A 23,199-nucleotide genomic window follows, 5' to 3' on the forward strand; every position below is an offset into this window, starting at 1 on the left:
ATCACATGAATTCAGTAAGCCGTCAAAGTGTAGTATTTCCCGGGTACGGTCAGCACATCGTATTCGTAATAGTGTGGTAATTTAATTCCTTTCAAATGTGATTCAGCCGACTGGATAGGTTTTGGTGTTCGTATTGAAGCGAGAAGAGCATTGCTCAGATGACCTTTTGCGAGCTGAATTCCAGGCCCTTCCAATGCCGAAGCTGCACGAAGCCGCAACTTACCACCTAAGGCAGAAAATACCCTAACTTCCTTTATCTTTCCTTTTTCCCACTGCATTTCAATTTCAAATCCCCCACGTGCCCTTATGCCTTTTACCCATCCCTCGCTCCATCGGTCGGGAATTGCTGGCAGGAGATGCACAGCACCATCGTGACTTTGGACCAGCATTTCTGCCACACCTGCTGTTAGCCCAAAATTACCATCTATCTGAAATGGAGGATGTGCTGTAAAAAGATTAGGATAGGTACGACCCTCTGGATGCTTTTCATCAGAAAGGGTCAGCATATTTTTTATAATTTCGTACGCATGGTTTCCATCCAAAAGACGGGCCCATAGGTTTATTTTCCAGCCGATCGACCATCCTGTCGCGAAATCCCCTCGATAAATCAATGAATTACGAGCTGCTTCAAACAATTCAGGTGTGCCAAAAGGTGAAATTTGGCTCCCTGGAAATAAGCCATATAGGTGTGAAATATGCCGATGTTGATTTTGGGGATCATCCACATCTTCCATCCATTCTTGTAGCTGGTTATATCGACCAATATGCATCGGTGGAATACGGCGAGCCGTACTTAGCAATGTATCCCTGTAGCTAGAATCGATACCCAGAACGTCTGCAGCCAAAGCGGTACGAGTGAGCATGTCATAACACAGCTGGTTATCCATCGTCACCCCTGCAGAGAGTGGGCCTTGTTCGGGCGAAATCGAAGGGCTCAAGACAAGCCATTGCTGATCTGGATATCCACGATGTACTATAAGTGTAGACAAAAGAAAATCACAAGCGCCCTTCATAGTGGGGTAATATTGCTTCAAAAATAAACGATCTCCCGTAAAAAGGTAATGCTCCCATACATGTTGCGACAACCACAGCCCCCCACTGGGCCACATTCCAGCTGCTGCAAAATCAATAGGACTCGTCACACGCCAAATATCTGTATTATGGTGAGCTACCCAACCGGATGCATTATACATTGTTTTTGCCGTTTCTCTTCCACTTTCACTGAGTTCTTTAATCATAGAAAATAATGGCTGAAGGGTCCCGGAAAGGTTAGTTACATTCGCAGGCCAATAGTTCATTTCCGTGTTGATATTGATCGTATATTTACTGTCCCAAGCGGGCTGCATGGAGCGGTTCCAGATGCCCTGTAGGTTAGCAGGTTGGCCACCTGGCTGCGAAGAACAGATAAGCAAATATCGGCCGAATTGAGCCAATAGGGTCACTAGCGCTGGATCCTGTGTACGGGCAAAATTTTCAATTCGTGTTGAAATAGGCTGTTGCTGTTCATTGTTGACGCTGCCCAAATGCAGCTGAAAACGGTTGAACTGCTTATTGTAAGCGGTTTTATGCTGCTGAAAAGCGAGCTGATAATCCTTACTCATTGCCTTTTGCAACCTTTCCGTGGCCTCCTTGAAGGGATCCGATCCCAACTGTTTATAATTTTTGAAATTACTCGCAATTGAAATATAAAGACGAATGGAAGTAGCATCCTCTATAGTAATCGATTGGTCCTCGACAACTAGCTCTCCATCCGTAAGGTTTACGCCAGCATGGATCTGATAAACAACCTTGCCTTCAACCCCCTCATGATCAGTCCCCCGTCCTTCTAAAACAAGTCGATCACCGCTTTTAAAAATAGTATGCTTCGACTCATTCTCATACGCCAAGGTACAGCTGAGTTTCCCTTTCTTGCTCGATCGGATCTGCATTACGATCACATCATCAGCAAATGAAGTGAAAACCTCCCTGGTATATGTTACCCCATCTACTGTATAATGAGAACGCGCTACAGCGTGCTCGATATCCAGTTCACGATAATAGTCCTGATAGTTGTCATGCCCCGGAAATCGGAGCAGAATATTACCGGCAGTTTGATAAGGCATGCCATGGGTCTTTGTAAAGAAAGTTTCATTTGCAAGCTTTTCAGCTTCAGCTGATTTCCCGTCAAATATATAATCCTGAATAGTTTTTAATGCCCTACCGCCTTTGGGATTATCGTTCCGATAAGGTCCACCCGCCCAGATAGTTTCCTCATTGAGCTGCATGCGTTCACACGATGGAATTCCATAAAACATAGCACCCAACCGACCATTTCCTAACGGTAAGGCCTGCTCCCATATCTTCTCATCAGCTGGCCGATCATACCATAGGGTTAAAGCCGACTGCTTTTGCGCAAACAAAAGTGTAGTATGCAATGTTATGATTCCAATGAATGTGATAATATGCTTCCAAATAAGCTGTTTAATCATTTCTCTTCATCCTATTTTTTACCGTTTCGACCTAAACCACCGACTTATCCACGTTAAACCCAGCCCGGCAAAATGTGTACTATTTTATTCCTAATTAAAAAGTGTTTATTTTTTATCCTTAAATAGCAATTGCGAAACATTATACAGGTCATTTTTCCACACATTGAAATCATGTCCTCCAGGCTCAAGATAATAAATATGAGGTACCCCATTTTGCAAAAGGTATTCATGCGTACGCTTACTTATATGAAGCAAGCCGTCCTGGTCGCCGCAGGATATCCAAAGTAGTTTTAGCTTGTCTTTAGCATCTTGCGGATCAGGGAGCAATTCTTGCGGCATCTTCGTATTGGGCGCAGAAGAAAAGCCCCCTACCCAGGCGAACGTGTCGAGATGATCCAGTCCAAAATTCAGCGCCTGACCGCCCCCCATCGATAATCCAAAAATCGCACGGTGTTCGCGATCTTTGATAACGGGAAACTGATTTTCAACATAGGGAATAAGGTCATTGAGAAGATCTTGTTCAAAAGTCGAAAACGCTGCAACCCGATCAGGTGCCATCACATTACCACCAGCACGATCATCCTTCATGGCGCGGCCATTCGGCATAATCACCAGCATGGGTTCCATCTTTCCCTCGGCATATAGATTATCAAAAATAACCTGCGGGTTTCCATGTCTGAACCATTCCCTTTCATCCCCACCTATTCCATGCAGCAAGTACACTACAGGATATTTTTTTGCGGCATGATATCCAGGCGGCGTATAGATTAAAGCTTTTCTCGTTACTCCAACAGTTTTTGAAGGATACACTAGTGAATCTATTTTTCCAGTTGAGGCCAATGCTCGCTCAAGATCAAATCCTTGTGGAGCAGCCTGCTGCGCTTGAGCGATTAAGCTGACGGAGAAAACACACCATAGTGTGCAGATTATCTTTTTCATATTATAAATAGTTTACACCTCTTTCCTTTTAAGTACCCGCAACGCCGCTGCTACGATCGCGTCTGCATTCAGGCCATATTTATCCATCAATGCACTCGGTGGCCCCGATTCTCCGAAGCTATCATTCACAGCCACATATTCCTGCGGCCTAGGCATTTTCTTTGTCAGCAATTGTGCGACACTATCGCCAAGTCCACCGATACGATTATGTTCTTCAGCGGTAACGACACAACCGGTTTTAGCAATAGAATTCAGTATGGCATGTTCATCCAAAGGTTTGATGGTATGGATGTTAATGATCTCGGCGTCAATACCCAAAGCTTCCAACTCTTCGCCCGCACGGATGGCTTCCCACACCAGATGCCCTGTCGCCAATATAGTCACTGCGGTGCCTGGATTCAGCATCACGGCTTCACCAATCACAAATTCCTGATCTTCTGGCGTAAAAACCGGCACCACGGGACGACCAAATCGAAGGTAAACTGGCCCCTTGTATTTAGCAGCAGCTAGTGTTGCGGCCTTCGTCTGGTTATAATCGCAAGGATTGATAACAGTCATTCCAGGAAGCATTTTCATCAATCCGATATCTTCCAATATTTGATGGGTCGCTCCATCTTCACCCAAGGTCAGACCAGCATGCGAAGCTGCTATTTTTACATTTTTATCCGAATAAGCAATTGATTGCCGAATTTGGTCGTATACTCGCCCAGTCGAAAAATTAGCGAATGTTCCTGTGAAAGGTATTTTTCCACCGATGGTAAGTCCAGCTGCGATTCCCATCATATTTGCCTCTGCAATCCCAATCTGAAAAAAGCGTTCAGGAAAGGCTTTAATAAAATCGTTCATTTTTAGCGAACCGATCAGGTCAGCACATAGTGCGACCACATTTTCATCCTGCTTTCCTGCTTCAAGCAAACCGGCTCCAAATCCCGAACGCGTGTCTTTTGACTCTGTATATGTATATTTTTTCATGATAATCTATTTCAAAATCCTTTGCGTATTAGCCGATATAATCCCCCAATGTTTCTGCATTCTGATTTAAGGCCAAGCTTAGTTGCTCATCGCTGGGAGCAATGCCATGCCATTTATGTGAACCCATCATAAAGTCAACGCCATTACCCATTTCTGTATGTAGCAACACCATTACTGGCATGCCTACGCCAGTTGAAGCTTGAGCTTTTCGAAGTCCCGAAATCACTGATTCAATATCATTTCCTCGCATAATTTCAATAACGTTCCAACCAAATGCCATCCATTTTCGCGGTAGATCGCCCAACGAGAGCACATCATTGGTAGCGCCATCAATCTGAGCGCCATTGTAATCTACAATGGCAATCAAATTGTCCATTTTGTTGTGGGCGGCATACATAGCCGCTTCCCATACTTGGCCTTCCTGTAATTCGCCATCCCCCATCAATACATACACTAAATGATTGTCATGGTTTAGCTTTTTAGCCTGTGCAGCACCAATAGCAACAGAAAGTCCCTGTCCTAAAGACCCTGAAGCAACACGAATACCAGGAAGTCCTTCGTGCGTTGTGGGATGCCCCTGAAGGCGCGAATTAAGTTTTCTGAAGGTAGATAGTTCATCGACCGGAAAATAATCTGCCCGTGCAAGAACGCTGTAAAACACCGGAGATATATGTCCATTGGAAAGGAAAAATAGATCCTCTCCTATACCGTCCAGGTCAAAATGGTCGTTTCGCCGCATCAATTCGAAGTATAAACACACCAACAATTCGGTACAACCCAACGATCCTCCGGGATGTCCTGACTGGCATGCATGCACCATCCGGATTATATCTCTCCGAACTTGCTTAACAATAGCTTCTAAATTATGTATACTATTTTTTGTCATGACCATCTCAATTGTTACTTTGCGCAGCAACGCGTTTATGATCAGCTAAAAATTGCGCTAGTCCACTATCCGTCAACGGGTGTTTTAATAGTGAAAAGATCGCCTGCAAGGGCCCTGTCATCACATCGGCGCCTATTTTGGCACAACCCAGGATATGTGCACTGTGGCGTACAGAAGCTGCAAGAATCTGGGTTGGGAAAGCGTAATTGTCAAATATTGTCCGTATTTCGCGGATCAGCGCCAGACCATCGACAGATATATCATCCAGTCTGCCCACAAAAGGCGATACATAGGTTGCTCCGGCTTTAGCGGCTAAGAGCGCCTGACCCGCTGAAAACACCAAGGTACAGTTGGTCTTAATTCCCTTGGTACTAAAATATTTGATCGCTTTAATACCATCTTCGGTCATCGGAACCTTGACCACAATCTTATTGTCTAGAGCCGCCAGGAGCATACCCTCTTCAATCATCGAACTGTAATCAGTTGAGATCACCTCAGCACTTACATCACCGTCCACAATATCACAGATAGCTTTGTAATGTGCGTGAACATGAACCGTTCCTGCAATCCCCTCTTTTGCCATCAACGAAGGATTGGTCGTTACACCATCTAGAACACCTAAATTCTGAGCCAAGCGAATCTCACTGAGACTTGCTGTATCGATAAAAAATTTCATTTTTTTTTAGTTGATTAGTTTTGTATTCGCTAGCTCTCTAGCGATTGGTTATAAGACAAAACTATTGTTTTCAGCTAGATAGGATTGCAACAAATAAAAAAAAGAAGGGTAAAAATGTTTAAAACAGCATACCCTTCTAAAAAAATGATCTAAAACGACCTTTTAAACAACTATCATATACCGCTCACACAGACGGGCTTTTCTGCGATTGAATATATTCACTCGGTGTCATCTGATACTTAGCTTTGAAGACTTTTGTAAAATAGTTTGGATTGGCAAATCCTGTTTCATAGGCAATTTCAGAAATGGACTTATCACTTCTTTCTAACAAGCTCGCAGCCTTTTCTAATTTTACTGAACGGATAAAATCTACGGGTGACATACCCGTAAGTTCCAATAATTTGTTATACAGGGAGGCTCTGCTCATCAACGTATGGGCACTTAACGCTTCCACCGATAATTGTGGATTATCAACATTATCGTGGACATACTTGAGTACTTTTTGTAAAAATTTATCCTTTTCGGATTCTATAGTGACTTCGGGAGCCAAAATAGATACCTGTTTACTATAGACTTCCTTGAACGCCTGATTTAGCTGCAACAAGCTGTTAACCTTAGCAACTAGTACATCCATATCAAAGGGCTTAGTCAGGTAACCGACTGCTCCCGACTCAAGGCCGCAGACAAGTCCATTATCGACATGTGAAGCAGTCAGTAAAACGACGGGGATGTGCTTGGTCCGTTTATCCTGCGCAAGCTTTTGTGAAAATTCCATACCATTGAGGTAAGGCATCTGTACATCGCTCACGACAAGATCGGGATGATGAAAAAGTGCCTTTTGCCAACCATCTTTTCCATTGGTGGCCTCGATGATCTGATAGTATTCTTTTAAGGATTCCTTAAGATAATACCTAAAATCTTCGTCATCTTCTATAATAAGGACAAGTGGGGTCTGCCTAGGTTCCGACAATTGATCGGAAGTTATTATTTCCTGTTCAGGCAACATGTCATCATCTGGCTCCGCGGGATCTAACCACAGATCAAATTTAAAAACGCTGCCCCTTTCCGGTTGGCTAGCGACTGAAATCTCGCCATTATACATCTCAACAAATGACTGCGCAATCGACAATCCGATGCCAGAGCCTTGGCTAGCAACCTTACGATCGTTGTCGTATTGGAAAAAGCTTTCGAATATGGATTTTTGCAATTGTTCGGGAATTCCAACTCCCGTATCCCTTACTTCAAAGCACACATGTAGCTTCTTGTCCATCATGCTGACGGATATTATACTCACCGCTATATCCCCATCTTTCTTTGTGAATTTAAAGGCATTATAGATTAGATTAAATAGAATACGTTCGATTTTATTACGGTCGAAACGGCAATATAATTTTTCCTGACAAGGTAAAAAAGAATAGTCGATTCCCTTTTGCAAGGCCATATCCTGAAATGACCGATAGACTTCCTCCACAAATGAAACCAATTCGCCATCTTCATCCTGCAACTTCAATTCATGGTATTCCATCTTTCTAAAGTCAAGCAATTGGTTGACCAAATTTAACAGCCTTCGTGCGTTACGCCCGATTAAATTCAGCTGATCTCCCAGTTTGCTATCTTTATTTTTTGCAAGTAAGGTATCAATAGGCCCCATAATCAATGAAATTGGCGTACGGAATTCATGGCTTAAATTTGTTAAGAACCGAATTTTCATCGCATCCAATTGATGCTTCGTTTCCGCATCCCTTTTTTGTTGCTCGATAAACTGCTTCGCTTGGATACGTTCCTGTTCCAGTGCAAATTTTTGTTTTAATTTTTGGATTCCGCGATGTCTGATCCATAACAATCCTCCAGCAACTGCAATGACGTAAAATATATAAGCATAGATCGTTCGCCAAAAAGGTGGTGCAACGTGAATAGCTATCGATTTTATTTCCTTGTTCCAAATTCCGTCATTATTACTTGCACGTACCTGAAAGGTGTAATCTCCGGGATCTAAATTTGTATAATAAGCACTATTCTCTTTTCCGTTCCTGATCCAGTCTTTATCAAAGCCGACAAGCCTATACTCATATTGGTTATCTTCCGGCACCGTAAGATTTAATGCTGCAAAAGAAATGGAGAAATTTTGTTTATACTTTAAATGGATACGATCCGCTGTCAACAAGGACTGCTGTATTGGTCCTTTCTCTGTCGGTTGAATAATGACATTGTCAATTTTTAGGTCGGTCAGTACTACTTTAGCAGGGTTACCATTTGTTTTTAGGTGTGCCGGATTAAAATGATTAAAACCTTTCTGTCCTCCAAAATATATTTCACCATCAGCAGTTTTTAGAGACGCGCCGAGCATAAAAGCCCCCTCCTGTAATCCTACAGCTGTCGAATAGTTCTTAAATTTGCCTTCTGATGGAGAATAGCAGCTTAACCCCTTATTGGTTGAAAACCACATCCGTCCTTTATCGTCCTCGACAATACTTTGTATGGCACCATTAACCAGACCATCTTTCTCAGAAAGGATTTCAAATTGTGTTGTTCCTTTTCGAAGTATTCCTACTCCATTGCCATTGGTTCCAACCCATAAATTCCCATTTTTATCACTATGAATGGACAGTACATAATTGCTAGGTAGTTTATTGTTTGCTTTATCAAAAACCATAGTACCTCTCGTCCGAGGATTATACCTAACAAGCCCCGAACCATACGTGCCTATCCACATCGCCTGTGTGTGATCCTCTTCCAGAGCCCGTATAAAATTTCCTGGCAGCTGGATCCCATCTACTCCCGCCTCATTCTGTCTATATTTCTTTACAATACCGGTCCCTTTTTGAATAATATTTATACCACCCCCATTGGTTCCTACCCAAATATTTCCTTGAAAATCACTTTTTATACAAAATATATCGTTGTTATTTAAATTGTCATACTTATTTCCCGCAGCATATCTTTTTAGATTTCCCGTAAGGAGATCATAACAAAGTAGTCCTTGCTGATAAGTGCCAATCCAAAGTTGCTCAAGCTTTCTCTCCAAGGCCAAAACGGTTAGACCCGAAGGCAGGTTGGTGGATAATTTAACCGAAGACAATTTATCTGACTCCTTATCGTATTGCCAGACACCACCACCATCAACGCCCAGAAAAATCTTATTTTGATAAGCTGCAAAAGAAGTTACTATGGCAGGATCACCTGTCATTCCTTCTAAGAAGTCCAAACTTTTTAACTTAAATTGACTTAAATTCGTATCGTACTTATTCAGCCCCCCCTGAAAAGTACCGATCCAGTAAATACCACTGTTATCTACACAAATAGATCGTATAGACTTATGTGACAAGCTATGTACATTACTCGGATCGGGTTTAAAAGTCCGAATGGTTAAATCCCCGGTGTTGAGCACATCGAGTCCATTATCGGTTCCAACCCATAGGCATTGCTGATGGTTGAAACATAAAGAATAAATTCGCGGACTACTCAGGTTTCCTTTACCCTGCTTTGCTATAAACTTATTGAAATAAGCCTCACCGCTATTGAGGTATTTCAGTCCAAGCATTGAACCTATCCAGATCCGGCCTTTATCATCCTCTACGATAGAAGTCACCTCTATTCCATTACCATAACCCTCCTGTTCGGACAGCACTTCAAAACGTTTTACTGTCTTTAAGTCATTTGAAATCCGAAAAACATTCTTCTCCGAAGAAACCCACATGTTGTTTTGTTTGTCGCGAAATACGCAACTCGTCACTTTACCGGCAAAAGCCTCAATGATATGTCTATATTTGGGGTCTGTTTTCTTTCGCAGATCGTTGACATCGAGAATATCTAGCGCACCATAGGAGGCGATCCAAATATTTCCATCAGCATCTTTATCAATTGCATTAATTGCCGTACTGAGCCACTTGCCATCCGGAGTAAGATTGTACGAACGAATACGGTCAGTCTCCCGGTCGTAGTAGCTTAGTCCTCCTCCGTTTGTGCCAATCCATATTCGCCCCTTTTTATCTTCGCAAAGTGCCGAAATATGATTTGCCATCAAACTATTCTCTTGGTTGGCATCATAACGATAGACATTGTAATGGCGACCATCAAATCGATTAAGTCCATCTTCCGTTCCCAGCCAAAGAAAACCGTTGCTATCTCGATAAATGCTATAAATCGTATTGGAGGAAAGCCCATCTTTCGAGGAGTAACGTTGGAACGTGACAGGCTCATTTTGCCCGTAAGAAAAAAACGCCAACATCGTCCAAGTTAATATCAGTGAAATCCGTATCATATATTCAGGTGTAATCTTCGCTATTTTAAAACAGCACTGTGAACAGTCGACTAATTTATTAAATTAATCCTGACCAAACCAATATCGTTATAATTTATACTTCATATTCGATCGTATTTGACATTCTTATCCTTCATTTAAACATTCTTGCTATCATTACATCCATGCATTGGCTAGTTTTGGTTTACAATTATAAACTGCTTTGAAAGGCATCTCCATTCGTGGAGAAACTACATCCTAATTGTGCAACCGGTTGCGATGTTTTTACAATCAGAAATTTTAACCAATTATTAATGCAAAACATGACAACACTTGATGATCCATGACGGCGATTCATTTTATTAAAATGAATAAAGGGAAATACAAATACAATCGTATTTAGCCAATTAAAGAAAATTTAACCAATAATTCTTAAACCTATTTATTAATCCACAAATGCTATGATGATTACATTTACAATCACACTAGTAAGGCATTGGAAAAAGCTATGGGGTATAGCTAGGCCATTCACCTTACTGCTATTCCTAATCTGCTTTGGACAGTCAACGCTACTTGCTCAGGCCAAAAGGCAAATAAAAGGCAGCGTCGTTGATAGCAACCATAAGCGAATAAGCGGTGCTTCGATCAAAATAAAGGGTACATCTTTGGCTACGGCCAGCGATGAAAACGGAAGTTTCACACTTCAAATACCCGAGGGTAAAAGTTTACTGACCATTTCCAAATTAGGTTATAATCAGGTCGAGGTTGATGTTGCTCAGAAAATTACGATAGAAATTCAATTAACCGACAAATCTATTGAAATAGAAGAAACCATCGTTGTAGGATACGGCCGTCAGAAAAAAGAGACTGTCGTGGGGGCTATTGCCCAGACTTCAGGAAAAATTCTGGAACGTGCAGGGGGTGTCTCCAGTGTGGGTGCCGCTTTAACAGGCAATGTTCCTGGGGTAATCACGACAGCCAGTACAGGTATGCCCGGAGAAGAAGACCCTCGTATTGTCATCCGGGGTCGTAGTACTTGGAATAATACTGATCCCTTAGTCATGGTCGACGGTGTGGAAAGGCCATTATCTGCGGTTGATATCAGTTCCATTGAAACGATCTCTGTACTCAAAGATGCGTCGGCAACCGCTGTCTATGGTGTCAGAGGGGCCAACGGCGTTATTTTAATCACTACTAAACGGGGTAAAGAAGGGCAAATGCTGATACGCGGGACCGTTAACAACATTATAAAGACCGTTTCCCAACTTCCAGGTAAAATGGATTCGTACGACGCGCTGATGCTACGCAATAAGGTGATTGAATATGAATTGGGCATCAATCCTGCAAGTTGGGCCGATTATTCACCGCAGGACATCATCAATAAATACCGTTTCCCTGCTGACCAAACTGAACGGGAGCGCTATGTGAATACCGATTGGGCGAAAGAGCTCTTTAGGAGCCAAGCATTTTCGCAAAACAGCAGTGTGAATATTGCCGGCGGTACCCCATTTGTCAAATACTTTGCCAATGCGGATTATCTCTATGAAGGCGATATGTTCCGCCAATTTGAAAATGCGAGGGGTTATAAAACGGGCTATGGATTTAACCGGCTCAATGTCCGTTCCAACCTAGATTTCCAACTGACACCAACAACAAAATTTTCAACGAATCTATCGGGCTCACGTGGCGTCCGAAAAAGTCCATTTGGCGGTGGAAATCATTATTCCTATTGGATTGCAGCGTACACCGTAGCACCGGATGCTATTTATCCACGTTATTCAGATGGCACCTGGGGATTTAATGCGCTAAACCCAAATGCTGGCATAAACTCTGCTCGTGTGCTGGCCATCAGTGGAACGGAGTATACGACTACAAGTCGCATTACGAGCGATTTTACACTCGAACAAGACCTTAAATTTTTAGCAAAGGGACTTAATGTACGCGGGACGCTCTCCCTAGACAACACTTTTGTTGAAGCCAATCGCGGTATCAACGACGCGAATAACAACACCCAAACCAAATGGATAAATCCCGAAACCGGACTTCCGACTTACCAGATCACTTCTGATGCTACCAATAGATTTGATTTTGTCGAAGGTATTGACTGGACAACAGGAGGAGGTGTTGTCGATAACAGACTTACTTATCGAAGATTATTCTACCAATTACAACTGAATTACGCAACTACAATTGCTCAAAACCACAATATTTCGGCGATGGGATTAGTCAACCGAAATCAATACGGAACAGGAAACACCGTTCCTTCCTATCGGGAAGACTGGGTATTCCGCACCACCTACAACTATAAAAACAGATACATGCTCGAGTATAATGGCGCCTATACGGGATCGGAGAAATTCGCACCTGAAAATAGATTTGCCTTTTTTAATTCGGGTGGTATAGGCTGGCTAGTTTCGGAAGAAGAATTTATAAAACCTCTGTCCTTTTTGAGCATGTTAAAGTTACGCGCCTCCTATGGGGATATTGGCGATGACAGTGGCGGTGGACAGTTTCTTTATCTCACGCAATGGGCCTACGGCGGTACGTCAGGAATGGGTGTCGACGGTCGGTTTTCCTACTCAGATGGAAACACCAGTCCGTACATCTGGTATAAAGAAAATATACTCGGAAATCCAAATATCCGCTGGGAAAAAGTCAAGAAGCTAAATTTCGGCGTGGATTTCGGTCTGTTCAACGGACAGATTTCCGGAAAGGTGGACTTCTTCAAAGATCATCGGACAAATGTCCTTATTACAGGCGCAGGAAGATCTATTCCCTCCTATTTTGGTGTAGAGGCTCCAACAGCCAATCTCGGAGAAGTAGAAAATAAAGGTTATGAAGTCGAACTGAAATTTAATAAGCAACTCAATCTTGATTGGCGGATATGGGCTGATATCAATTTTACCCATGCCAAGGATAAAGTCATCAATGCTGATGCAGCTGAATTGCTGCCCGAATATCAAAAGCCGGATAACAAACAGGTAAACCAAACCTATTCCTATGTAAGTTCTGGCTATTATAACACCTGGGATGAACTTTATGGCAGTACCATACATGAAAGCAATGACCTTGCGAAGCTTCCCGGCAATTATCACCTATTGGATTACAACGGTGATGGTATTATCGACGCTAAGGACAATATACCATATGCTTTCCCCTCCGTTCCCCAAAACACCTACAATTTGACGATCGGGTTCGACTGGAAGAATTTCAGTGTTATGACGCAGTGGTATGCTGTGAATAATGTTACCCGTCAGGTGGTCTTCAACAGTTTTGCAGGACAGCTTAATCTGGCTTACGATGAAGGCTCCTATTGGGCAAAGGACAATATTAATGCCGATGTGCCACTTCCACGATGGTTATCCCAACCCAGCAGTTATACGCCTGGCAACCGGTATATGTTTGACGGGTCTTACATTCGATTGAAGACAGCTGAGATTGCTTACAATTTCAATCGTGAATCCAGCGTGATCAAACGCCTGGGTCTCCAAAATCTCCGTCTGTTTCTAAATGGCAATAACTTGGTCTTCTGGTCGAAAATGCCGGATGACCGAGAATCAAATTACGCCGGTACAGGTTGGGCTTCCCAAGGAGCTTATCCTACGGTAAAGCGGTTTAACCTAGGAGCAAACATTACTTTTTAAAGCAATTAGAAAGATGAAAAAATATTTCAAGGTAATTTTTATAACGGGTGTACTCTGGTCGTCTACATCATTACTCTCCTGCAATAAATATCTCGATAAAGAAGAGCAGTCCAACGTGTCATCCAAAGAAGCATTTAAAAATTTTATAAACTTCCAGGGGTACACCGAAGAGCTGTATAACTGTGTAGTCAATTTCAGCAACAACTACTGGACCAACTCCTGGAACTGGGGCGAGGATGAAATCACCTCGACAGCCAACAATTTTCATTTCGTAAACAAGATTGACCAGGGCAATTTTTGGGGCTGGCAAAGGGAGTTTGATGGCTGGGGCGCCGGTTGGATGGATCAGGGTGATTTTACCACCAGAAACGACGATGTATTCGCCAACCGCGCCTTCCGCGATCTATGGAGCGCCGCATGGTTCGGCTTGCGGAAAATAAGTCTTGGTTTAGAAAATATCGATAAACTGACCGAAGCCACCCAAGAAGAAAAGAATCTAATCAAGGGGCAATTGTTATTTTTCAGAGGTTGGTTTCACCACCGATTGATGGAATATTTTGGTGGAATGCCATACATTAATTATGTACTTCCGAGCGACGAAAAGCTTCGACTACCCCGACTTAGCTATCATGCCTGTGCGGATCTTGCCGCAGCCGATTTTAGAGAAGCGGCCGACCTCTTGCCAATTGATTGGGATAATACAACCGCTGGAAAACGTACACTGGGCAAAAATCAGCTGCGTATCAATAAAATCATGGCACTGGCCTACCTCGGCAAAAACTACCTTTGGGCAGGAAGTCCGCTAATGAATTTTCAATCTACAGGAAGTAAAGCCTATCATGCGGACTACTGTAAAAAAGCTACCCAAGCGTTTGGCGAATTGCTATCCCTTGTAGAGAGCGGTCAGACAAATTATACGCTATTACCAATGGCGAACATTCATTTAAACTTTTATACAACGGGACAAAACTGGGCTATGCCAGGAAGTACGGAGGCGATCTTCAGGGGACCTTATATTGATGCCTGGGTATCTAATTGGGGGACCAGCAAACAGTACATCCCATTAGAGGTTGGCGACGGCGACCTTAAGTTTAACCCAACCGCAAATTATGTCGACTACTATGGCATGAAAAGTGGCTTACCGATCAAGGACATCACCCAGTCCGATGTGGAGTCCGGGTACAATGCCGAATACCCATGGAAAGATCGTGACCCACGCTTTTATAAGGACATTATTTTTGACGGTGTAAAGGTCGTTCAGGGAAACATGCCGGAAAAAGAAGAAGTAGACCGCCACGCCAATCTGTACACAGGAGGAAGCTATCGAGATATCCGCACCGGTAGTCAGACAGGCTACGTCTTACGCAAATTTATCCCTCTAACATCCAATAAATATGATCAAGCCTATAGTTACGGTACCAATCTTCATATTTACGTTCCTTACATGCGCCTTGCTGATGTCTATTTGATGTATGCAGAAGCTGCTATGATGGCTTCCAATTCGGCCACAGGTAAAGCAGACAATTATAGCAGAACAGCTGTCGACGCAATCAATATTGTACGCGACCGGGCTGGCGTGGGACATGTAGACAGCAAATTTCTCAGCTCCGCGGCCGCTTTGCTTCCCGAGTTACGTCGCGAACGTGCTGTGGAACTATCATTCGAAGGGCACCGCTTTAATGATCTGCGCCGCTGGTTGTTATTGACCGAAGCGCCTTACACAGTGAAGAAAGCGGTTTCATTTGATCGAGTAGGCGTATTTAACAACCAGGACCCGTCTCAAAATCGCGTTGTCAATATCCAAGAGAACATCATTTTGGAACGCAAATTTACGAACAAACACTACTGGTTGCCACTAAAGGTCAGAGATGTTAGTATGTATCCCGAGTTCTATCAGAACCCAGGTTGGTAACAAGTTTTCATTTAATCATTCAAAAAATGAAGTACAAAAAATTAACGATAGCACTATGTCTTGGATTAAGCTGGACTGCCACCACAAAAGGATTGGCCAAAGCATCACATGATCCAAGTGTTATACTACATAAAAATATATTCCAGGAATTTTTGACAACAACAATTCCAGACAGTAGCAGCACAGATAGTACGACTCTTGTGCAAGTGGCATTTCGCAAAGTCCAAAAAAATGATCTTATGGGCAATGTCCAAGCCATCAATATCCCTCAATTGCTTGATAAGAGCTACAACACCTACAGTTTGGAGAATTTGGAGGCCTTCATTCCTGGCTATAATGGAAATATCTGGGGGATGAGCGGTTATCTGGTCTTAGTGGATGGATTTCCGCGCGATGCCAACAATGTTATGCCCACGGAGATTGAGCAGATCAGTGTGCTAAAAGGAGTCAATGCCATTGCACTTTATGGAAGCCGTGCGGCTAAAGGCGTCATCAGCATTAGCACAAAACGTGGAATGGCTGGGGGTCAGAAGGTAAAAATCAGGGCCAATGCTGGTCTCAATGCGCGGATAAGCTATCCGAAATACCTGGGGTCAGCAGAATATATGACTTTGTATAACGAAGCTCGCCAAAATGATGGGCTTACACCACTTTACAATGCCGAAACGATCTATCAGCACGCAGCAGGAAGCAATCCTTTTCGTTACCCCAATGTCGATTACTATTCACCGGACTATATCAAAGATCATTATAACAGCTACGATGCAACCGCCGAAATTTCTGGTGGCAATCAGCGCGCGCAGTATTATACCAACTTTGGATTTTGGTCCGAAGGCTCTATGCTGAACTTTGGGCAGGCGAAAAAAAATGGTGGCGCCAATAGATTTAATATGCGTGGTAATATCGATGTCAAAGTAAACGATATGATCTCATTAAATGTAGATGCCGCTGCCAGCTTCTATGTTTTAAAGGGGGTGAATGCGAACTATTGGGAGGCAGCGGCTAACATACGGCCTCATCGCTTCTCTCCCCTCATCCCGATTGATATGATCGAAGAAGGCGACGTCAATTCGATGGTGTATGTCAACAACAGTAATTTTCTTATCGATGGCAAATACCTACTGGGGGGAAGTCAACTAGACCAAACCAATGCCTTTGCAAACATCTATGCCGGTGGTACCAACCGTTATCTCAATCGGCAGTTTCAATTCAATACAGGATTGAATTTTGACTTGAAAAACATCTTGCAAGGCCTGGTTTTCAAAACCAACCTCGCGGTAGACTATCAGTCAAATTACAATCAGTCCTACAACAACAATTATGCGGTGTATCAGGCATCATGGAACAATTACGACGGAAAAGATCGGATCAGCAGCCTCACAAAATATGGTGATGATCGCATATCGGGCATCCAAAATATCAGCAACAGCACCTATCGGCAGACCATCGGACTAAATAGCTCTTTAAACTTTAACCGCACTTACGATAACAATCACCACGTTTCGGCAATCCTATTGGCCAACGCTTTTCAGATTGCTGAATCCGGCAGTTATCATAAAGTTAGCAATGCCAATCTAGGGCTTCAGCTAGGCTACAACTATTCTGGTAAATATTACGTTGATTTTAGTAGCGCCTATAGCCATTCGGCTAAATTGCCAGCGGGAAACAGACAGGCCCTTTCGCCGACATTAGCCCTTTCCTGGCGTCTATCAAAAGAAAATTTTCTAGCAAACAGTAATGTTGTCAATGATTTAAGATTATCTGCTTCGGCCGGCATTTTAAATACCGATCTGGATATTAGCGACTATTTCCTTTATCAGGGTTATTATACCTACAACGATGGAGCCTGGTATAGCTGGGCGGATGGCGCATTGGTGCATTCTTTTGATCGACGTAGAGGCGACAATCCAAACATGAAATTCCCTAAACGTAAGGAATTTAACGTCAGCCTTGCAGGGGGATTTTACAATAACCTAATCACCTTCAATACCGCTTACTTTTTAAATCGGATGAGCGGTGGCTTGGTACAAGCGACAACGCAATATCCTATGTATTTCATGACAGGTTGGCCTGTTTACTCGGATCTTCCCTACATCAATTACAACAGTGACCAACGTCAGGGCGTTGACTTTGGTGTCAATCTGAACAAACAGCTAAACCAAACTTTTGTATCGCTGGGATTCAACGGGATGTACTATACGACAAAGGCAGTAAAAAGAGACGAATTATACCAGTTCAACTATCAAAACAGAGCCGGAAAACCGCTAGACGCCATCTGGGGCTTACAGCACGATGGTTTTTATATGAGCCAGTCTGATATTGACAATTCGGCCTTCTCCTCATTTGGGGAAGTAAAGCCCGGAGATATTAAGTATAAAGATCAAAATGGAGACGGCACCATTGATACACGAGACGAAGTATATTTGGGCAAAGGCGGATGGGCGGGGTCGCCACTTACACTAGGACTGAACCTGACAGTGAAATGGAACAACTTCACCCTATTTGCAGCTGCTACAGGACAGTTCGGCGCTAACGCCATAAAAAACAGTTCATACTTTTGGGTAGACGCAGAGGATAAATATTCGGTTATTGTACGTGACCGCTGGACCGAGTCTACCAAGGAGACCGCAACATATCCACGCCTTACCACATTCAACAGTGATAACAACTTTCGAAGCTCAGACTTTTGGCTCTATAAGACGGATCGCATTAATCTGTCCAAAGTGCAGCTTTCCTACGATTTTCCCAAGCGTATACTTAGTTCAAAATTTATCCATGAACTGGGAATTTATGCGAATGGATCTAATCTGTTGATGATTGCAAAAGAAAAAGAAACCATGCAACTGAATATTGGACAAGCGCCTCAAACCCGATTTTTCAACGTCGGCCTAAAGGCATTATTTTAATTCTGAATAGTTAAAATGAGAATGATGAAAAAAATACTAATTCTAGCCATGGCGGGCAGCCTGCTATTTTCTTCCTGCGAAGATATGTTTGAGCCCGCTCTCGAGAACAATCTCGAAATTGAAACGGCCAATAGCCGTCCTTTGTATGCCCAGGGACTGCTCCTAAATGGATATAACCGGATTCCGAGCAACAGCTACAGTTTTGACGATGTAGCAACCGACAATGCAGTGAGTAACGATAAGAACAATACTTTTCTAAAAACGGCAACCGGACAATGGACAAGTATAAACAATCCTTTCGATCAATGGCGTAACAGTTACGCAGCTATCCAATATCTAAACAATTTTCTGTCCTTAACCGATCAGGTAGAATGGGCAATGGAACCAAAAGTCAGCGCCCTATTCAACGACCGGATGAAAGGCGAAGCCTACGGTCTTCGTGCGCTATTTATGTTCCATCTTCTACAAGCACATGCCGGCAAGTCAAGTACAGGAGAGATACTGGGCGTACCTATTCGCTTGACTCCTGAGACCGTCAATTCGGATTTCAATCAACCTCGAGCATCATTTGAAGCCTGTATGCAACAGTTATACGATGATATAAAAAATGCAGAGGACCTACTCCCAATGGATTATGAAAATATAACCAGCGATAGCCAAGTTCCAGCCAAGTATGCAGGATCTATAAACGCCAATGATTACAATCGCGTATTTGGCGATACTTTTAAACTACGGATGACCAAACGCATCGCACAAGCTATCCGAGCTAGAGCAGCGCTGCTAGCTGCCAGCCCAGCATACAGTGAAGGGAGCAAAACCACTTGGGAACAAGCCGCAAACTATGCGGGACAGGTCATTCAAGCCAAAGGCGGAGCCAGTGGCATAGATCCTAAAGGATTTACCTGGTACAATAAAGACGTGGTCGATGGCCTGACCTCCGGATCCAATCCAGCCGAAATTATTTGGCGCACTGACAAAGGAAATAGCAATAGCATGGAGCAAGACCATTTTCCGCCCACCTTATTTGGGAGAGGGCGACTCAATCCAACACAGAACCTGGTCGATGCCTTCCCTATGGAGAACGGCTATCCCATTAGCGATGCCAATTCGGCTTACAACACGGCCAACCCTTACGACAAAAGAGATCCCCGATTGAAAACCTATATCATTGTCAATGGAGCAACAGCAGGGGTCAGCAATACAGCGATCAATACAACAGCCAATAGTCCAACAAATGACGGCTTAAACAAAGTGGAAACCTCCACACGGACGGGGTACTACCTGAAAAAGCTCCTACGTCAGGATGTCAATCTCAATCCATCATCTTCAACCCAGCAAATGCATTTCAACGCTCGTATACGCATGACAGAAATGTATCTCGCCTATGCCGAAGCAGCTAATGAAGCTTGGGGACCTACCGGCATGGGAACCTTTGCGTTCTCTGCCTATGATATCATCAAAGCTATCCGCAGGCGTGCAGGTGTAGGCACCAACAATGGCGATCCATACCTGGAGCAAGTAAAAAACAATAAAGATCAAATGCGGCAGCTGATCCGAAACGAACGCCGACTGGAGCTATGCTTTGAAGGATTTCGCTTTTGGGATCTCCGCCGTTGGAAAATGGACATCAATGTCGCCGCCAAGGGAATAAACATCACTAATAATAACTATACCGAAATACCTGTAGAAAATAGAGTCTATGAAAACTATATGAATTACGGTCCAATTCCCTACAGTGAGGTACTTAAATACAGTAATCTTATACAAAATATAGGTTGGAATTAAACTTAACATGCACACGATGAAAAAGATCAATATCCTCTACGCAATGGCCTTAGTTAGCTTGGCGTCTTGCAAAAATAATGATTGGGAGTTCCCAGACTTTGAATTTCAATCGGTGTACTTCGCCTATCAGACACCCGTTAGAACGGTAACACTGGGCGAAGACATCTTTGACAACAGCCTCGACAATCAACATAAGGTGCAAGTCATGGCCACTACGGGCGGCGTGTATAACAACAAGAAAGATATTCGTATTGACTTCGTTGTCGACAACAGCCTCACAAATGGACTCAGCTACCCGAATGGGCAGCCGATCACGCCTTTGCCGACCGCTTACTATCAGCTTGCCAGCAACCAGATCAGCATACCAAATGGTAGCCTCACAGGCGGTGTAGAGGTACAGCTGACAGACGCATTTTTTGACGACCCTAAATCTTTGGAGACCTATTACGTCCTCCCCTTAAGGATGACAAAAGTTGCCAATGCTGATTCTATCCTATCCGGTAAAACTTCTTTACAGGCAGCCAATAGGGCTATCGCATCCGATTGGGATGTCGCGCCAAAAGATTTTATCTTTTATGCACTCAAATATATCAACTCTTGGCACGGCAACTATCTCCGCCGGGGCACCGACCAGATCGTGGGCAAAGGTGCTAACAGCAACTTGACTAAAAATGTTGTCAGGCACCAGGCTTATGTCGAAAAAGATGAAGTCAAAAGCGTCAGCACAGCAGCACTTAAAAAGTCGATTTTGCCGCTATCTTTTAAGGGAGCTGATGATGTTAATATCACTGTCAATCTGAACTTAACTTTTGATGACGATAACAATTGCAGTGTTAGCTCGGGCAGTTCGGGAATATCTGCGTCAGGGACCGGAAAGTTTGTCAAACGGGGCGAAAAAAATAGCTGGGGCAATACAGACAGAGACGCACTTTATCTATCCTACACGATAGATATGGCACAAATGACTGTCACAAGCAAGGATACCCTTGTGATGCGGGACAGATCAGTCAAAATGGAAACTTTTACACCCACTAAAAAGTAGTATTAAATCAATTATGAACCGCGATGAAAAAAATCAATAAAACTATCGTCATCCTACTTTCGCTCGGTGCCGTATGGAGTTCATGTTCCAAATATCATGCCCTGGAATACGCCGTCGACAAACCGGAGAAAGTACTGGCGCAGGAAGATATCAATGCTTACAACCCATTAAAAAGTTATTTGGATAAGCAAGCCAACCCCGGATTTAAGCTGGGTGTGGCGCTCAATATAAACGACTATTTAAATAAAGGGGTGCTTTACCGCTTAGCCAACCGAAATTTTGAAGAAATGGTCATGGGCTATGAAATGAAGCATGGTTCCATTGTGCAGGCCGACGGAAGCCTTAATCTATCACGTGTTGAACAACTGATCACGGCTGCACAGGAAAACAATATGGCTTTATATGGGCATACGCTGTGCTGGCACTCTGGACAGAATGCGGCCTATCTCAATAAATTAATAGCACCTGTGGAAATACCAGGTTCCGACGGGCCAGCCCTAGCCGGACATGCATTAAAAATGAGTAATCCTTCCGTTGTCAACCCTTGGGAAGCACAGACAGCCTATGCCATTAATTCCACCGAGGTGGGGAAAGAGTATGTCTTAAAGATCGTCGCCCGGGGCAATAAAGCAGGTAGCCTAAGCATTGATTTGCAGACTTCTTCCAATTATACTGGTGACAATATGGGCTCATTAGCATTAACGACGAGCTATAAAGAGTACGAACTCAAAGCTACTGCGACTGCTGAAAGAGATCGTTTTATTATCAATTTCGGCCAATACGACGGTACTATATTCATCGACAAGGTTGTGCTTACAAAGACCGGTAGTTCAGCTAATCTGATTGCTAACGGGGATTTTGAAAACAATATCGATGGCTGGGGCGGCTGGGGAAACAACTCCACTAGAGCACAGTCAGCAGATGGTGAGGGCTATGGCAGCCCCGGGGGCTACATTATTGAAAAAACACCGGCAGAGAAAGAAACCATACTCACCAAAGCGCTGGAGACATTTATTGCTGGTATGCTGGAAAAAACCAAAGGTTACATCAAAGCTTGGGATGTCGTCAACGAACCAATGTCCGACTGGCCAGACCAATATGCCTTAAAGACCGGAATCGGAAAGACCGATTTGGCGGATGACGAATTCTACTGGCAAGATTATTTAGGGAAAGATTATGCCGTAAAAGCCTTCCAGCTTGCCCGCAAATATGGCAATGCCAATGACCTCTTATTCATCAATGACTATGGATTGGAAGGCAGTGGCAACAAATGTAAGGGGCTGATCGCCTATGTCAGCTACATCGAAAGTAAAGGTGTTAAAGTAGATGGGATTGGCACCCAGATGCACATCGATATCAACACCAGCAAAGAAAATATCGTCAGTATGTTCAATCTATTGGCCTCCACAGGTAAGATGATTAAAGTATCCGAGCTCGATATTGGCTTAGGAAATGGCATCAAGACTAGCAATGCCACGGCTGAAATGTATCAGCAACAAGCTGACCTATACAGATATGTCGTTGAGAAATATCTGGAAATCATTCCAAAAGATAAACAATACGGCATTACCATATGGAGTCCATTGGATAGCCCCGATCAGGAGAGTTCATTCTGGCGTCGCGGAGAGCCGATTGGTTTATGGACCGAAGGATTTGTCCGAAAGCCAGCCTATCAGGCAGTGGCCGAGGCATTGGTCGTTAAAAAATAAGATCATTAATCACCCTTAAA

12 protein-coding genes are annotated in these 23,199 nt (G+C 43.4%); 6 read left to right on the forward strand and 6 right to left on the reverse strand.

Annotated features, from left to right (window positions below):
• Positions 1 to 11: 11 nt before the first annotated feature.
• From ABTV71_RS15845 to ABTV71_RS15870, 6 genes are all read right to left on the reverse strand, one after another.
• Positions 12 to 2,468 carry a glycoside hydrolase family 95 protein gene (locus ABTV71_RS15845; RefSeq protein WP_433900223.1) on the reverse strand — a complete coding sequence of 819 codons (2,457 nt, stop codon included), beginning with the start codon at positions 2,466 to 2,468 and terminating at the stop codon, positions 12 to 14.
• Between the two features lie 105 nt (positions 2,469 to 2,573).
• A complete protein-coding gene (locus ABTV71_RS15850; RefSeq protein WP_433900224.1) occupies positions 2,574 to 3,407 on the reverse strand; it encodes an alpha/beta hydrolase in 834 nt (277 codons plus the stop codon).
• Positions 3,408 to 3,419: 12 nt separating this feature from the next.
• Complete coding sequence (locus tag ABTV71_RS15855) at positions 3,420 to 4,379, reverse strand: transketolase family protein (protein WP_121123028.1); 960 nt, start codon at positions 4,377 to 4,379, stop codon at positions 3,420 to 3,422.
• Positions 4,380 to 4,407: 28 nt separating this feature from the next.
• Complete coding sequence (locus tag ABTV71_RS15860) at positions 4,408 to 5,265, reverse strand: transketolase (RefSeq protein WP_245971285.1); 858 nt, start codon at positions 5,263 to 5,265, stop codon at positions 4,408 to 4,410.
• Between the two features lie 7 nt (positions 5,266 to 5,272).
• Positions 5,273 to 5,941 carry a fructose-6-phosphate aldolase gene (gene fsa, locus ABTV71_RS15865; protein ID WP_121123024.1) on the reverse strand — a complete coding sequence of 223 codons (669 nt, stop codon included), beginning with the start codon at positions 5,939 to 5,941 and terminating at the stop codon, positions 5,273 to 5,275.
• 184 nt (positions 5,942 to 6,125) lie between these two features.
• The gene (locus ABTV71_RS15870; protein WP_433900225.1) at positions 6,126 to 10,202 is read right to left on the reverse strand and encodes a two-component regulator propeller domain-containing protein; all 4,077 of its coding nucleotides are present in this window, start codon (positions 10,200 to 10,202) and stop codon (positions 6,126 to 6,128) included.
• A gap of 440 nt (positions 10,203 to 10,642) precedes the next feature.
• Between ABTV71_RS15870 and ABTV71_RS15875 the strand changes: the two genes are divergently transcribed.
• The 6 genes from ABTV71_RS15875 to ABTV71_RS15900 are packed head-to-tail and all read left to right on the forward strand — an operon-like array spanning position 10,643 to position 23,179.
• The gene (locus ABTV71_RS15875; protein WP_433900226.1) at positions 10,643 to 13,825 is read left to right on the forward strand and encodes a SusC/RagA family TonB-linked outer membrane protein; all 3,183 of its coding nucleotides are present in this window, start codon (positions 10,643 to 10,645) and stop codon (positions 13,823 to 13,825) included.
• Between the two features lie 13 nt (positions 13,826 to 13,838).
• Entirely contained in the window at positions 13,839 to 15,737 is a 1,899-nt protein-coding gene (locus tag ABTV71_RS15880) for a RagB/SusD family nutrient uptake outer membrane protein (protein WP_433900227.1), read from the forward strand.
• 26 nt (positions 15,738 to 15,763) lie between these two features.
• On the forward strand, positions 15,764 to 18,643 hold the full coding sequence (locus ABTV71_RS15885) for a SusC/RagA family TonB-linked outer membrane protein (RefSeq protein WP_433900228.1): 2,880 nt from the start codon (positions 15,764 to 15,766) through the stop codon (positions 18,641 to 18,643).
• Positions 18,644 to 18,664: 21 nt separating this feature from the next.
• Positions 18,665 to 20,428 (forward strand): RagB/SusD family nutrient uptake outer membrane protein, encoded by a 1,764-nt coding sequence (locus ABTV71_RS15890; protein WP_433900229.1) that lies wholly within the window; start codon positions 18,665 to 18,667, stop codon positions 20,426 to 20,428.
• A 16-nt stretch (positions 20,429 to 20,444) separates the two neighbouring features.
• Positions 20,445 to 21,470, forward strand: coding sequence for a DUF5627 domain-containing protein (locus tag ABTV71_RS15895; protein ID WP_433900230.1), 1,026 nt, complete (start codon positions 20,445 to 20,447; stop codon positions 21,468 to 21,470).
• 23 nt (positions 21,471 to 21,493) lie between these two features.
• A complete protein-coding gene (locus tag ABTV71_RS15900; RefSeq protein ID WP_433900231.1) occupies positions 21,494 to 23,179 on the forward strand; it encodes an endo-1,4-beta-xylanase in 1,686 nt (561 codons plus the stop codon).
• Positions 23,180 to 23,199: the final 20 nt, after the last annotated feature.

Source organism: Sphingobacterium puteale (genome assembly GCF_050986225.1).
GTDB lineage: Bacteria > Bacteroidota > Bacteroidia > Sphingobacteriales > Sphingobacteriaceae > Sphingobacterium > Sphingobacterium puteale.